The following is a 12,289-nucleotide window of genomic DNA, read 5'->3' as shown; positions in this document are numbered from 1 at the left end:
CCGACCAAACGTCGTCGCGCTCTTTTCTTTTGACGGAGAATTGTCCTTTCCGTAGGCCGGTCGGGAATTCCGGACTGGTTTGCGGGAATGTTGTTGCGCCGGTTGTTTTGTGCCAATAGCTGCGGCATGGAAGCTACAACCGATCTCCCCGTCCTCACCCCCTCCGAAGCCCGCGTGCTTGGCTGCCTGATCGAGAAGAAGGAGCTGACGCCCGACGTCTATCCGCTCACGCTCAACGCCGCCCATGCCGCCGCCAACCAGAAGACGGCCCGTGAGCCGGTCATGGTCCTGGAACAGATGGAGGTGCACCGGGCGCTGAAGCTGCTGGAACAGAAGCAACTGGTGCGCCAGGTCTTCGGTTCGCGGGTCGAGCGCTACGAGCATCTTGCCGCGCAGCGCTTTTCACTGACTTCGCAGCAAATCGCCATTCTGGGCCTGCTTCTGCTGCGCGGGCCGCAGACGGCCAATGAGCTTCTGGCGCGCAGCGAGCGCATGGCGCGGTTTCCGTCCGTGGACGACCTTCGCGGCGAGCTTGACATGCTGATCGGCAAGCGCCCGGCGCTGGTGCAAGAGGTCGGGCGCGGTCCTGGCCAGCGCGAGGACCGCTACGCCCATCTCTTGAGTGGGGCGGTCGATGTTGCCGCACTTGCAGCTCAGCGCGGCACAGCTTCCCAGCCGGCATCGGATCTTGTCACCCGGATCGAGGCGCTGGAGGAAGAAGTCGCCGTCTTGCGCGCACGCCTGGATGCGCTGAGCGCCTGAGCTTAGGGTCGAAGATCAGCTCTGGAGCATTTCGTGGCACGCCTAAATCACGCGAGCGTGTTCCAGCTTGATTTTGAAAGTTTTTGCGGGTCGGTTAGGTCTTGCCGCAGGAGGATTTTTCCATGCTTCGCAAGGCCGTCACCCTGAGCACATTCACGCTTGCCGCCGCGCTTATGTTGCCGGCAGGTGCAGCACTTTCCAAGTCGCAGACGGCGATCTTTGCCGGCGGCTGTTTCTGGTGCGTGGAATCGGATTTCGACTCGGTGCCGGGCGTGATCTCCACCACCTCCGGCTATATCGGCGGGACATCGCAAAATCCGACCTATGAGGACCATACGGCAGCCGGTCATCGCGAGGCGGTGAGGATCGAATTCGACGATGCCAAGGTCAGCTACGATCAGCTGCTCGACGTGTTCTGGCATTCGGTCGACCCGACCGATGGCGGCGGCCAGTTCTGCGACCGCGGCCACAGCTACACCACCGCCATCTATGCGGTCGATATGCAACAGCTCGCCGAAGCACGGAAATCCGAGGCGGCGGTTGCGGCTGTGCTGAAGAAGCCTGTCGCGACCGAGATTGCGCCCGCACCTTCCTTCTGGCCGGCCGAGGATTATCATCAGGATTACTATCGGAAGAATCCGCTGCGCTACAAATATTACCGCTATGCCTGCGGCCGCGACGCGCGGCTGGAAGAAGTGTGGGGCAGCGCCGCCCGTCAGGGCATTGCCGCCCACTGAATCCTGGCCCTAACCGGCGCCGATTGTTCACTTGGCGGCTGGCCAGCCCGTCTGCACATTGTTCCTGACACTATCCGGCGATGTCACCCTGATTGTCAGCTATCGAGAGCAGTTGCAGTTCAGAGCGCAGACGATCCGGGTCTGACAGTGCCGTTTCGATCACCGCATGGAGACGCCGCCAGATCGGCAGCGCCCCGGTCAGAACCGTCCGACCGGCTGGCGTCAGTTGCAGCAGTCGGGCACGCCCGTCCGTCGGGTCGGGTGCCGTCACGATGAGGCCGCGACGCTCGAGCGGCTTGAGATTTGCGGTCAAGGTCGTCCTGTCCATCGCCAGTAGTGCCGCAACGCTTCCGAGGTTAGGAGGCTTCGGCCTATTGAGCGACATAAGGAGAGAGAACTGGCCGCTGGTGATGCCGGCGGGCTTTAGCGCGACATCGAAACGGCGTGCAAGCGCGCGCGCCGCCCTCTGCATATGCAGGCACATGCAGGTGTCGCGCACCAGAAGGGTGGTTTCGAAGGCGAGGTTGGCAGGAGCGTGCATCTGAAAGGTTGACATCCATGGATTTCTTACGTTGATATCAACATAAGTGGGGAGAGGTCAATCGCATCGACAACCGCGGGGTCGCCCACTGCCTAGGCGTGCCTTGGCAGCTTGATGTCGCGTGATGCCACCGAAGAGATAAGGAGACGACGACCATGAAGATCGTGACCAGCCTCAGTTTCCAAGGCCAGTGCCGCGAGGCGTTCGAGCTCTATGCCAAGATTCTGGGCGGGAAAATCACCGCCGCCATGCCCTATGGTGACGCGCCTCCGGACATGCCGATCACAGGTGAGAAGTACAAGACCTGGTTGATGCACTGCTGGCTCGAGGTCGGCGACCAGGCTCTGATGGGCGCGGACATGGATGTCGGCTGGGCGCCCAACGTCGATAAACCGAAAAACGGCTTCGACGTCACCCTGCACACCGAAGACAAGGCACAGGCTCAACGCTGGTTCGACCAACTGTCCGAAGGTGGCAAGGCGGTGATGCCCTTCGGCGAGACCTTCTGGTCCCCCGGCTTCGGCTCCCTGATCGACAGGTTCGGCATACCGTGGATGATCAACGTTGTTCCTTCAGGTGACTGGAAGCCGTCGCAGGGCTGATGCCGTGCGCCGAAAACACCGCCAGAAGAATGCAACCTGAAGCCGGCGCCGCGGCGCCGCCACGTCCTTGGGGTATGACCTTTGCACCGGGCATCCGGGCAGTGTGGCGGCCGCTGTCTTCTGCTGAAGCTCAGCAATTTCAGACGACGCGGCCACCCTCGCGCCATACCGCGCGGACGATGGGAACGCCCGCCGGCCGCCGCACGCGCACCAGATCCGCGCGCAGGCCGGTGGCGATGCGGCCACGATCGCTTAAGCCCACCGCTTCGGCGGGATTGGCGGTCACCAGCCTAACGCTCTCCGGCAGGGACATGCCGCCGTCGTCATCGGCCAGCACGAACGGCGCATGGATCAGGCTGAACGGCACATAGTCGGACGACAGCACGTCCAGCACGTGGGCGTCGGCCAGCGTCCTTGCGGAGATATTTCTCGAATGGGATTTGCCGCGCACGATATTGGGGGCGCCCATCAGCACCGCCATGCCGGCTTCATGCGAGGCCCTGGCCGCTTCTATGCTGGTCGGGAACTCGGCCAGACGCACGCCGAAGCCTTTCGATTCCTCGACATGTTCGACGGTGGCGTCGTCATGGCTTGCCACTGCGATGCCGCGTTCGGCACAGGCATCGGCGATCGCGCGGCGATGCGGAGCGGCATAGCGTCCCGACTCCTCGATGCGGCGGGCGACAAAGCGCTCGAACTCGACGTCCGACAGGCCGCATTTCTTCTTGTAGTAGATCGTGTAGGCGTCAAGGGTCTGGAACTGGCGCTGGCCGGGCGCGTGGTCCATCAGCGATGCCAGCCTGACCTGGGGATCGGCGGTGAAGTCCTCGAAATGATCGAGCACGTCTGCGGATGAAACCTCGCAGCGCAGATGGATCAGGTGGTCGGCGCGCAACCGATCCTCGCTCTGGGCGGCCGCGATGGCGTCGGCAATGGCGCGCATCTCGCCGCGCTTGAAGCCGGCATTCTCGTCCGAACCGAGCCGCAGGCAATCGAACACCGTGGTTATTCCCGACGCTGCGACCTGCGCGTCATGTGCCTGCAGGGCGGCTATGCTGTCCCATACCACTCCGGGGCGAGGGCTGTAGTGCTGCTCCAGATGGTCGGTGTGGAGTTCGACCAGCCCTGGGATCAGGTAGTCGCCGTCCATGTCCTCGCCGCCGGCGGTGCTACCTGCGTCTATGGCTGAGACAAGACCGTCACGCATGACGATGGAGCCACGGACGATCTCGTCTTCGAGGACAATCCGGGCATTGGTCAGAATGGTTTCCTGCGGCATGTCAGGCATACTTTCTCGTATCGGCCTTGCCGAAACGGTGGCTTGAATGAACGGTGAAATCGGCGCCGAGCTCAGGCCGGGCCGCCCGCGCCAGCGTCTTGTCGGGTGAAGCTGTGAGGCAGACGGCGCAGCGCATCATAGGAACAGCTTGCGCAGGCGTTGCGAAAGCAAGTCGAGCAGCGACACGGTGATCAGCATGATGATCAGCATCGCCGACGCCTGCGGGTAGTAGAAACCGCGTATGGCCTCGAACAGCACCTGGCCGATGCCGCCGGCGCCGATGACGCCGAGCACGGTGGCGGCGCGGACATTGGATTCGAAACGGTAGAGCGCGTAGGACGTCCACAGCGGCATGACCTGCGGCACCACGCCGAAGATGATCTCCTGCAGACGCGAGGCGCCGGTGGCGCGGATTGCCTCCACGGGTCGCGCGTCGATCGCCTCCACCGCCTCGGAGAAGAGCTTGGCCAGAATGCCGGTGGTGTGGATGAACAGCGCCATCACGCCGGCGAACGGGCCGAGGCCCACGGCGACGACGAAAAGCACGGCAAAGACCAACTCATGGATCGAGCGGCAGGCGTCCATGACGCGGCGCACCGGCTGCACGACGTACCAGGGAGCGAGATTGCGGGCCGAGAGGATGCCGAAGGGCACTGCGAAGACCGCGGCGAGGAAGGTTCCCCACAGCGCGATCTGGATCGTGATCAGCATTTCCTCGATGTAGTAGCGCCATTGCGAGAAATCGGGCCGCAGGAAGCCGCTGGCATATTCCGCCATGTTGCCGGCGTCGCTGAACAGATACGTCCAGCGGGACATCTCGGCCGGAGCCCAGCTCCAGACGAGCAGGATAAGGAGCGCAACCCATGTGGCCCAGGTCCCCAGGCTGCGGGACCATTCTCGTTCCACTTCGGGGCGAGCGGAGGCAACGGACGCGATCTTGGCGGTCTGGTCCATGGGTAGTGTCCTGGAAAATGCGCCGGCTGCCACCCAATGGCAGCCGGCAATTTATGCTGGGTCGGATTTGGGGGCGGTCAGCCCTGAATGGTCTTCAGCTTGGCCTCGTACTCGGCCTTCTGCTTTTCGAGCGGCTCGACCTTTGCCTTCTTGTCGGCGTCGGAGAGCGAGGCGTCGGCCTCGATCTGCGCGATCGTCTTGGTCAGCTCCATCACGCGGATCGGCAGAAGCTGGTCGTCGGAGGAGGCTCGGAAGGGAGCCCATTCGAGGCCGGCCAGCACGTCCTTCTCATGGGCGACGTCGCCCTTTGATTTGTCGGTGCCGTAGGTCAGGAAGAAGTCCCTGATCTTGGCCTTGGCGTCGTCCGACAGGTCCTTGCGCCAGACCAGCGGATCGGACGGGATCAGCGGCGACTTCCAGATCACCTTGACTTTCTCGAATGCGGCGGGCTGGTTCTTTTCAATCAGCGCCAAATTCTCGGTATTGTTGGCGGCGGCATCGACCTGGCCGTTGACGACAGCCATGGCATTGGTCTCGTGGTTGGCATTGGTGAGGTTCTTGAAGCAGCTCTTCGGGTCGATCTTGTTGGCCGAGAAGACGAAGGTCATGGGCACCAGATAGCCCGAGGTCGAATTCGGGTCGCCGAGGCCGAAATTGAGCGACTGGTCGCATTTCAGCAGATCCTCGACCGAATTCAGCTTGCTGTCCTTGGGCGCGAGGATCAGCGAATAGTAGCCCGGCTCGCCGCTGGAGGGAACGGTCTGGGCGAATACCTCGCCTTCGGCGCGGTCGACGGCTTCCATCGCCGACTTGTTGCCATACCAGGCCATCTGGACCTTGCCGAAGCGCATGCCTTCGATCACGCCGGCATAGTCGGAGGCGAAGAACGGCTTCACGTCCAGGCCGGTGGCCTTGGCGAAGTCGGCGAGCAGCGGGTCCCATTTCGGTTTCAGGTTCTGCTGCGATTCGGTGGAGATGATGCCGAAGTTGATCTCTTCGGCCATGGCGGTGCCGGACAATGTGAACGCCAGAACGGCGGCGGCGGTGCCCTTGAGGAATAGGTTCATGGCAAGCTTCCCTGCTTGTGGTTGGAGTTACGCGAAGGCCGGAACATTTCCGGGTTTCGGCATGCGTTTCGGTTTTGCCGTCTGCACCGGTGCGTCCGGCAAAATCAGCTCTTCGGAGTTGTCTCCGTAGAGTTCGATGAGCATCTGGTTGGTCAGCTCTGAGGACGGGCCATCGAAAACGATGCGGCCGTCGCGCAAGGCGATGGTGCGTGCGCAGTAGCGCCTCGCATATTCGACCTGATGGAGCGAGACGACGCAGGTGATCTTTTCGTCGCGGTTGACCGCGGCGAGGATTTCCATGACCCGCCGGGCCGATGACGGATCGAGCGAGGCGATCGGCTCGTCGGCGAGCAGGATGTTGGAGCGCTGTATGAGCGTTCGGGCGATTGCCGCGCGCTGCTGCTGGCCGCCGGACAAGGTCGACGCCCGCTGCCAGGCGACTTCCGGTATGCCGACGCGGGCAAGCGCCTCGCGCGCAGCCTTCTTCTCCTCGGCGGTAAAGAGGCCGAGCGTACCGCGCCACATCGGGATGCGGCCGAGATTGCCGAGCAGGACGTTGGACAGCACCGACATGCGGCCAACGAGATTGAACTGCTGGAAGACGACGCCGATGTTGCGGCGCATGTCCCGGGCCTTTGCCGCGAGGCGGCCGCCGTCCTGGATCGCGCCACCCAGGACCTCGATCCTGCTCTGCCCGGCCTGGGCGATCTCCAGGCCGCATATGTGGCGGATGAGCGTGCTCTTGCCGGAACCGGAGGCGCCGATCAGGGCGACCATCTCGCCACATTGGACTTCAAGGCTGACATCGTCCAGCGCGCGCTTCTTGCCGAAGCTCTTGGACAGATTGCGGACGGAGATGGCCGTCATGGCATTGGTCCTTCCAGTTTGCTGAAAGCTCGGCGGATCGGGTTGCCGTCCGCCCACGCCATGTTGCCCTCGCTGCGCATGCGGGCGACGGTGCTCATGGTCCTCATGGATTTAGTCCCGGCACATGACGGTCGGGTGTCGGGTGAATGTCAGTTCGATGACTGTTCACGGCTTCCACAGGCCATGCAGTGGCTTCGTGGCGCTCGAGGAAATCCTCGATGCCGAGATTGCGGAAATCGTCGAGTGCGGCGCGCAGCCGTTCATGCGGCCAGTCCCACCAGGCGAGCGCTTGCAGGCGCTGCCCGGTCGCTGCCGGAAACCGCGCGCGCACGACCCGCGCCGGCACGCCCGCGACGATCGTGTAGGGCGCGACGTCCCTCGTGACCACGGCGCCGGCACCGACCACCGCACCGTCGCCGATCGTCACGCCGGGCAGAATCGTGACGCCATGGCCGATCCAGCTATCGTGCCCAATGCGGACTCGTTTGGCGCGGCGGGCGGCAAAGAAATCCGATTCGTGCTCGGCGTCGTCGAAATAGTCGGAGGCGCGATAGGTGAAATGGTGCAGTGTCGCCCGCGACATCGGATGATGGGTGGCGTTGATGCGCACCGATGCGGCGATATTGCAAAACTTGCCTATGGTGACACACCAGGCCTGGCAGTTTTCCATGACGTAGGAATAGTCGCCCAGTTCCGTCTCGACGAGCCGGCCCCCTTCCGCCACCTCGGTGTAGCGCCCGAGACGGCAGTTCTCGAGCTGGGCAGTTGGATGAACGACCGGCGTTTCAGACAGGCGCGCCATGATCAGGCCGCCTTCCTGGCTGGCGAAAAGCCGGTCACGTCGATGGTGACGTCGGCAACCGCATTGCGGATTTCGGTATCGTGGAAGATGCCGAGCAAGGCGACGCCGGCCCGCTTCTTCTCGGCGATCATTTCGACCACCACGTCGCGATTGGCGGCGTCAAGCGAGGCGGTGGGTTCGTCGAGGAGCAGGATCGGGTGGTCCGTGATGAAGCCGCGCGCGATGTTGACGCGCTGCTGTTCGCCGCCCGAGAAGGTGGCGGGCGGCAGTTCCCACAGGCGTTCGGGCAGGTTGACCCGGCTCAGCAACTCACCCGCACGCCGGGCAGCTTCCACGCGGTCCGCGCCGCGCTCGACCAGCGGTTCGGCAACGATGTCGAGCGCGCCGATGCGTGGCACGACGCGCAGGAACTGACTGACATAGCCGATTGTCTCGCGGCGCAGTTCCAGGATCGTGCGGGGGCCGGCGGCGGCCAGGTCGACCTCGCGGCCGCGATGGCTGACGAGAATGCGGCCGGCGCTTGTGCCGTAGTTTCCATAGAGCATCTTCAGGACAGAGCTTTTGCCTGCGCCGGAGGGGCCGCCCAGTACGGTGCAGGTGCCGGCGTGCAGGGCGAAGCGGGTATTGGCGACCACCGGCAGTTGGATGCCGCCACGCAGATGCATGGTGAATGTCTTGCCGAGGCCGGTCACGGTGAGAGCGGGAGTTTGCACGGCTTGGACCTCAGACCTGGAGGATGGAGGAGACGAGGAGTTGCGTGTAGGGCGCCTGCGGGTCGTCCAGCAGACGGTCCGTCAGGCCATGCTCGATGACGTTTCCGTCCTTCATGACGATCATGCGATGCGACAGGAGACGCGCCACGGCGAGATCGTGGGTGACGATGATGACGGCAAGGCCGAGATCATTGACGAGGCCGCGCAACAGGTCGAGCAGGCGTGCCTGCACCGACACGTCCAAGCCGCCGGTCGGCTCATCCATGAAGACCAGGCGCGGTCCGGTGACGAGATTGCGCGCGATCTGCAGGCGTTGGCGCATGCCGCCGGAAAAGGCGCGCGGCTGGTCGTCGATGCGGTCGGCGCTGATTTCCACGCGGCCGAGCCAGTCCGTCGCCGTTTCTCGGATCCTGCCATAATGACGGTCGCCGACGGCCATGAGCCGCTCGCCGACATTGGCGCCGGCCGACACCGTCATGCGCAGCCCGTCGGCGGGGTTCTGGTGGACGAAGCCCCAATCGGTGCGCAGCAACAGACGGCGCTCCGCTTCCTGCAGGCGATAGAGATCGCGCATCTCGCCATCGCGCATCCGGTAGCAGACCGTACCCGAAGTCGGTTCCAGACGGGCCGATATGCAGTTGAGCAGCGTCGATTTGCCGGAGCCGGACTCCCCGACGATCGCCAGCACTTCGCCGGGCCACACGTCGAGATCGACCTCAGCGCAGCCGATTCGTGTTCCATAGGTCCTGGTCAGGCCGCGCACGCAAAGTAGCGGCAGATCCTCGGCGGCGAACACGTCCGCATTTCGAAGTGCGATCGTCATTTTGCCTCTCCGCTCAATTCGCCGCCCAACTCGCCACGGTGGCCTTCGGCGCGTCGCGTCTCGCAATGGTCGGTGTCGGAGCAGACGAACATCCGCCCACCGCGGTCATCGAGCACGATTTCGTCCAGATAGACCTGCTCGGCCCCGCATAGCGCGCATGGCCGGTCGAAACGCTGGACCTCGAACGGGTGATCCTCGAAATCGAGGCTCACTACCTCTGTATGCGGGGGCAGCGCATAGATGCGCTTCTCGCGGCCCGCGCCGAACAGTTGCAGCGCCGCCGACATATGCATCTTCGGATTGTCGAATTTCGGCGTCGGCGAGGGGTCCATCACGTAGCGTCCCTCGACCTTCACAGGATAGGCATAGGTGGTGGCAATATGGCCGTTCTTGGCGATGTCCTCATAGAGTTTGACGTGCATCAGCCCGTATTCCTCGAGCGCGTGCATCTTGCGCGTCTCGGTCTCGCGCGGCTCGAGGAAGCGCAGCGGCTCCGGGATCGGCACCTGGTAGACGAGCACCTGGCCCTCGGCGAGCGGCGCTTCCGGGATGCGATGCCGTGTCTGGATGATGGTCGCTTCAGCCGTGTGGGTGGTCGTCTCGATCCCAGCCACGCGCTCGAAGAACTTGCGGATCGAGACCGCATTGGTCGTGTCGTCGGCGCCCTGGTCGATCACCTTGAGCACATCGTCCGGCCCCAGTATTGCGGCCGTCACCTGCACCCCGCCCGTGCCCCAGCCGTAGGGCATCGGCATCTCGCGGCTGGCGAAGGGAACCTGGTAGCCCGGGATGGCGATCGCCTTGAGGATCGCGCGGCGGATCATGCGCTTCGTCTGCTCGTCCAGATAGGCGAAATTGTATGTGGCGTTGCGGCTCATCGCATTCATTCCGCAGCCTCCTGCAGGTCGGTCTGAAATGTGCTTTCGCGCTGGGCGTATTCCGCACGCATGGTGCGCACGAGGCCGAGTTCGGCCTGGAAGTCGACATAATGCGGCAGCTTCAGGTGCTCGACGAAACCCGTCGCCTGCACGTTGTCGCAATGGGAGATGACGAATTCCTGGTCCTGCGGCGGCGCGACGACGTCCTCGCCCAGTTCCTCGGCGCGCATCGCCCGGTCGCACAATGACATCGCCATCGCCTTGCGCTCCGACTGGCCGAAGACCAGCCCGTAGCCGCGCGTGAACTGCGGCGGCGCCTTGGCCGATCCCTTGAACTGGTTGACCATCTGGCATTCGGTCACCTGGATGCGGCCGAGCGGCACGGCGAAGCCGAGTTCCGGGACGATGATTTCCATCTCGACCTCGCCGATGCGGATTTCGCCGGCAAAGGGATGCGAGCGCCCATAGCCGCGCTGTGTGGAATAGCCGAGGGCGAGCAGGAAACCTTCGTCGCCACGCGACAGGCTCTGCAGGCGCATCGCCCGCGACATCGGGAATTCGCTCGGCGTGTGGTTGATGTCGCCGGGCGCGGACTGCCCCGCCGGATCAACATCCTCCTCGACCAGCCCTTCCCCGCCGAGAATGTCGGCCACCCGCGCTGCCGCGTCAGTGAGAGATTCTCGCCTCTCACCGATCGCGATCTGCGGATCGCCGTCGAGTTCCTCGTCCAGCAGGCGATGCGTGTAGTCGAAAGTAGGTCCGAGAAGCTGGCCGCCCGGCAAATCCTTGAAGCAGGCCGAGATGCGCCGCTCGATCAGCATTGCGCCGGTATCGACGGGTTCGCTGTAGCCGAAGCGCGGCAGTGTGGTGCGATAGGCGCGCACTAGGAAGATCGCCTCGATCAGGTCGCCGCGGGCCTGCTTGATGGCGAGTGCCGCCAGCCGCCGGTCGTAGAGCGAGCCTTCGCTCATGACTCGGTCGACGCCGAGGGCGAACTGCTCGGTGATCTGGTCGAGTGTGAGCGCCGGAACGGAGCGGTCACCCCGGCGGCGATCGGCCAGCAGCCGGTGCGCATTGTCGATTGCGGCTTCGCCACCCTTGACTGCGACATACATGGCTAGACCTCCATTTCCCGTGCGATCAGGCGCGCGGTGCGCGGCAGGCAGACGAGGGAATCGCCGGTGGCAAGCACTAGGTCGACCCCGCGTGGGAAGCGCTGGGTGTTTTCTTCCCATTGCTCGGCGAAGTCCTTGGGCAGGCCGCGCGGGGCGATCGTCGCCCTGTCCAGGATGCCCGGGCCGCGCAAGCAGAGCGGCGTGCCGCCGTCGAACGCTTCGATGGCGATGACCAGCGTCGCCGACCGATCAGGATATTCCTGTGTGCCTTGCGCAAAGGTGTCCAGATCGGGAAAGGCTGAACCGTCGCCGATCAAGGCGAAGGAAGCTTCGCCGGGTTGATCGGTGAACGACGCACCGGTGTGGAAGACCAGCCATTCGCCTACCTCCGGGCTTTGGCCGAGCGTCGGGTCCAGCCAGATCGGAGTGTCCGCATCCAGCAGCGTGGATGCGATCGCGCCGATGATCGGCGGCAGCGGTGCCGGCGGTGTGACCGGGGGCCTGATTTCGACGATGGTCGCCGGCCGCGCCATCGCGTCCATCACTGCGCGGAAGACGGCCTGTGCATCCTGCACGGGAGCGGAAAATCCGCCGTCCAGCGCCGTTGACTCGTTACGCATCAGTCTTCTCCGCGAACCATGGTGAAAAAGTCGACACGGGTGGCGGCCGTCAGCTGGCGCAGCGTCTCGTCCGCTTCATCGAGTTCTTGCTGCAACGGCGCAATCATCCGGGCATCCACAAGCGTCGCCATCTCCGGCTTGCGGCAGACCGCGTCGACCAGCGCGGCAATGCGGGCCTTGTCCATGTCCCGGCCAAGGGCAACCGCATGGCCGACCGACCCGTCCTCCAGCCGGACGCTCGCCCGAGTGACCGTCGCTTCGCCGAAATTGAAGGCTTCGCCGCCGCCACCAATACGACCCTGCAAGGTGATCAGGCCGCATTCCGGACCGCGCAAGGCCTGATAGGAGGGCGCAAGGTCGAGAGCAGCCCACAATTCCTGCAGCCGGCTGGTCCTGGCTCGCGCCAGCACGGACATCCGGCTCCTGCGCAAGGCGATCTCTTCATGGGTCTGCATATTTGCTCCATATTGTCCATTTATCTAGACAACTCTATGAATTGAGGTCACCATAGCTGCGCCGGATGACGGGC

Annotated in this window: 15 protein-coding genes; 3 read left to right on the top strand and 12 right to left on the bottom strand. The window is 64.0% G+C overall.

Features of this window, described 5'->3' with window-relative positions; all coding sequences use genetic code 11:
- Positions 1-126: 126 nt before the first annotated feature.
- Together EET67_RS11280 and msrA are read left to right on the top strand one after the other, a co-directional pair.
- The gene (locus EET67_RS11280; protein ID WP_128626276.1) at positions 127-762 is read left to right on the top strand and encodes a YceH family protein; all 636 of its coding nucleotides are present in this window, start codon (positions 127-129) and stop codon (positions 760-762) included.
- A gap of 122 nt (positions 763-884) precedes the next feature.
- On the top strand, positions 885-1,499 hold the full coding sequence (gene msrA / locus EET67_RS11275) for a peptide-methionine (S)-S-oxide reductase MsrA (protein WP_128626275.1): 615 nt from the start codon (positions 885-887) through the stop codon (positions 1,497-1,499).
- Positions 1,500-1,569: 70 nt separating this feature from the next.
- Here the strand turns inward: msrA and EET67_RS11270 are convergent, their stop codons facing one another.
- Positions 1,570-2,040: a MarR family winged helix-turn-helix transcriptional regulator gene (locus EET67_RS11270; RefSeq protein ID WP_128626469.1), complete on the bottom strand. Its 471-nt coding sequence runs from the start codon at positions 2,038-2,040 to the stop codon at positions 1,570-1,572.
- Between the two features lie 155 nt (positions 2,041-2,195).
- Here EET67_RS11270 and EET67_RS11265 point away from each other — a divergent pair, with 155 nt between their 5' ends.
- Positions 2,196-2,642, top strand: coding sequence for a VOC family protein (locus tag EET67_RS11265; RefSeq protein ID WP_128626274.1), 447 nt, complete (start codon positions 2,196-2,198; stop codon positions 2,640-2,642).
- A gap of 139 nt (positions 2,643-2,781) precedes the next feature.
- Here EET67_RS11265 and EET67_RS11260 read toward each other — a convergent pair whose 3' ends face one another.
- From EET67_RS11260 to phnG, 11 genes are all read right to left on the bottom strand, one after another.
- Positions 2,782-3,921 (bottom strand): alpha-D-ribose 1-methylphosphonate 5-triphosphate diphosphatase, encoded by a 1,140-nt coding sequence (locus EET67_RS11260; protein ID WP_128626468.1) that lies wholly within the window; start codon positions 3,919-3,921, stop codon positions 2,782-2,784.
- A gap of 135 nt (positions 3,922-4,056) precedes the next feature.
- Entirely contained in the window at positions 4,057-4,875 is an 819-nt protein-coding gene (phnE, locus tag EET67_RS11255; protein ID WP_128626273.1) for a phosphonate ABC transporter, permease protein PhnE, read from the bottom strand.
- 77 nt (positions 4,876-4,952) lie between these two features.
- The gene (gene phnD, locus EET67_RS11250) at positions 4,953-5,942 is read right to left on the bottom strand and encodes a phosphonate ABC transporter substrate-binding protein (protein WP_128626272.1); all 990 of its coding nucleotides are present in this window, start codon (positions 5,940-5,942) and stop codon (positions 4,953-4,955) included.
- Between the two features lie 27 nt (positions 5,943-5,969).
- A complete protein-coding gene (phnC, locus tag EET67_RS11245) occupies positions 5,970-6,809 on the bottom strand; it encodes a phosphonate ABC transporter ATP-binding protein (RefSeq protein WP_128626271.1) in 840 nt (279 codons plus the stop codon).
- A gap of 103 nt (positions 6,810-6,912) precedes the next feature.
- Positions 6,913-7,614, bottom strand: coding sequence for a DapH/DapD/GlmU-related protein (locus EET67_RS11240; protein ID WP_128626270.1), 702 nt, complete (start codon positions 7,612-7,614; stop codon positions 6,913-6,915).
- Positions 7,614-8,324 carry a phosphonate C-P lyase system protein PhnL gene (phnL, locus tag EET67_RS11235; protein ID WP_128626269.1) on the bottom strand — a complete coding sequence of 237 codons (711 nt, stop codon included), beginning with the start codon at positions 8,322-8,324 and terminating at the stop codon, positions 7,614-7,616. The genes EET67_RS11240 and phnL overlap by 1 nt, the downstream gene beginning before the upstream one ends.
- Before the next feature lie 10 nt (positions 8,325-8,334).
- On the bottom strand, positions 8,335-9,147 hold the full coding sequence (phnK, locus tag EET67_RS11230; protein WP_128626268.1) for a phosphonate C-P lyase system protein PhnK: 813 nt from the start codon (positions 9,145-9,147) through the stop codon (positions 8,335-8,337).
- On the bottom strand, positions 9,144-10,025 hold the full coding sequence (locus tag EET67_RS11225; protein ID WP_128626467.1) for an alpha-D-ribose 1-methylphosphonate 5-phosphate C-P-lyase PhnJ: 882 nt from the start codon (positions 10,023-10,025) through the stop codon (positions 9,144-9,146). The genes phnK and EET67_RS11225 overlap by 4 nt, the downstream gene beginning before the upstream one ends.
- Positions 10,026-10,030: 5 nt before the next feature.
- On the bottom strand, positions 10,031-11,140 hold the full coding sequence (locus EET67_RS11220) for a carbon-phosphorus lyase complex subunit (protein WP_128626267.1): 1,110 nt from the start codon (positions 11,138-11,140) through the stop codon (positions 10,031-10,033).
- A 2-nt stretch (positions 11,141-11,142) separates the two neighbouring features.
- A complete protein-coding gene (phnH, locus tag EET67_RS11215) occupies positions 11,143-11,760 on the bottom strand; it encodes a phosphonate C-P lyase system protein PhnH (protein ID WP_128626266.1) in 618 nt (205 codons plus the stop codon).
- Positions 11,760-12,215 carry a phosphonate C-P lyase system protein PhnG gene (gene phnG / locus EET67_RS11210; RefSeq protein WP_128626265.1) on the bottom strand — a complete coding sequence of 152 codons (456 nt, stop codon included), beginning with the start codon at positions 12,213-12,215 and terminating at the stop codon, positions 11,760-11,762. Before phnG ends, phnH begins: the two co-directional genes overlap by 1 nt.
- Between the last annotated feature and the right edge of the window lie 74 nt (positions 12,216-12,289).

Origin of the sequence: Borborobacter arsenicus, assembly GCF_003934165.1 — a bacterium.
GTDB classification, from domain to species: Bacteria; Pseudomonadota; Alphaproteobacteria; order Rhizobiales; family Rhizobiaceae; genus Pseudaminobacter; species Pseudaminobacter arsenicus.
The sequence above is the reverse complement of the archived record's forward strand: the minus strand, read 5'-3'. Positions and strand labels throughout refer to the sequence as shown.

Coding starts and splice junctions, on each gene's coding strand:
- EET67_RS11280 (WP_128626276.1), top strand. CDS start 127: ATGGAAGCTACAACCGATCTCCCCGTCCTCACCCCCTCCGAAGCCCGC.
- EET67_RS11265 (WP_128626274.1), top strand. CDS start 2,196: ATGAAGATCGTGACCAGCCTCAGTTTCCAAGGCCAGTGCCGCGAGGCG.
- EET67_RS11220 (WP_128626267.1), bottom strand. CDS start 11,140: ATGTATGTCGCAGTCAAGGGTGGCGAAGCCGCAATCGACAATGCGCAC.
- phnC (WP_128626271.1), bottom strand. CDS start 6,809: ATGACGGCCATCTCCGTCCGCAATCTGTCCAAGAGCTTCGGCAAGAAG.
- phnH (WP_128626266.1), bottom strand. CDS start 11,760: ATGCGTAACGAGTCAACGGCGCTGGACGGCGGATTTTCCGCTCCCGTG.
- phnG (WP_128626265.1), bottom strand. CDS start 12,215: ATGCAGACCCATGAAGAGATCGCCTTGCGCAGGAGCCGGATGTCCGTG.
- phnK (WP_128626268.1), bottom strand. CDS start 9,147: ATGACGATCGCACTTCGAAATGCGGACGTGTTCGCCGCCGAGGATCTG.
- EET67_RS11225 (WP_128626467.1), bottom strand. CDS start 10,025: ATGAGCCGCAACGCCACATACAATTTCGCCTATCTGGACGAGCAGACG.
- phnE (WP_128626273.1), bottom strand. CDS start 4,875: ATGGACCAGACCGCCAAGATCGCGTCCGTTGCCTCCGCTCGCCCCGAA.
- phnD (WP_128626272.1), bottom strand. CDS start 5,942: ATGAACCTATTCCTCAAGGGCACCGCCGCCGCCGTTCTGGCGTTCACA.
- EET67_RS11260 (WP_128626468.1), bottom strand. CDS start 3,921: ATGCCGCAGGAAACCATTCTGACCAATGCCCGGATTGTCCTCGAAGAC.
- EET67_RS11270 (WP_128626469.1), bottom strand. CDS start 2,040: ATGCACGCTCCTGCCAACCTCGCCTTCGAAACCACCCTTCTGGTGCGC.
- msrA (WP_128626275.1), top strand. CDS start 885: ATGCTTCGCAAGGCCGTCACCCTGAGCACATTCACGCTTGCCGCCGCG.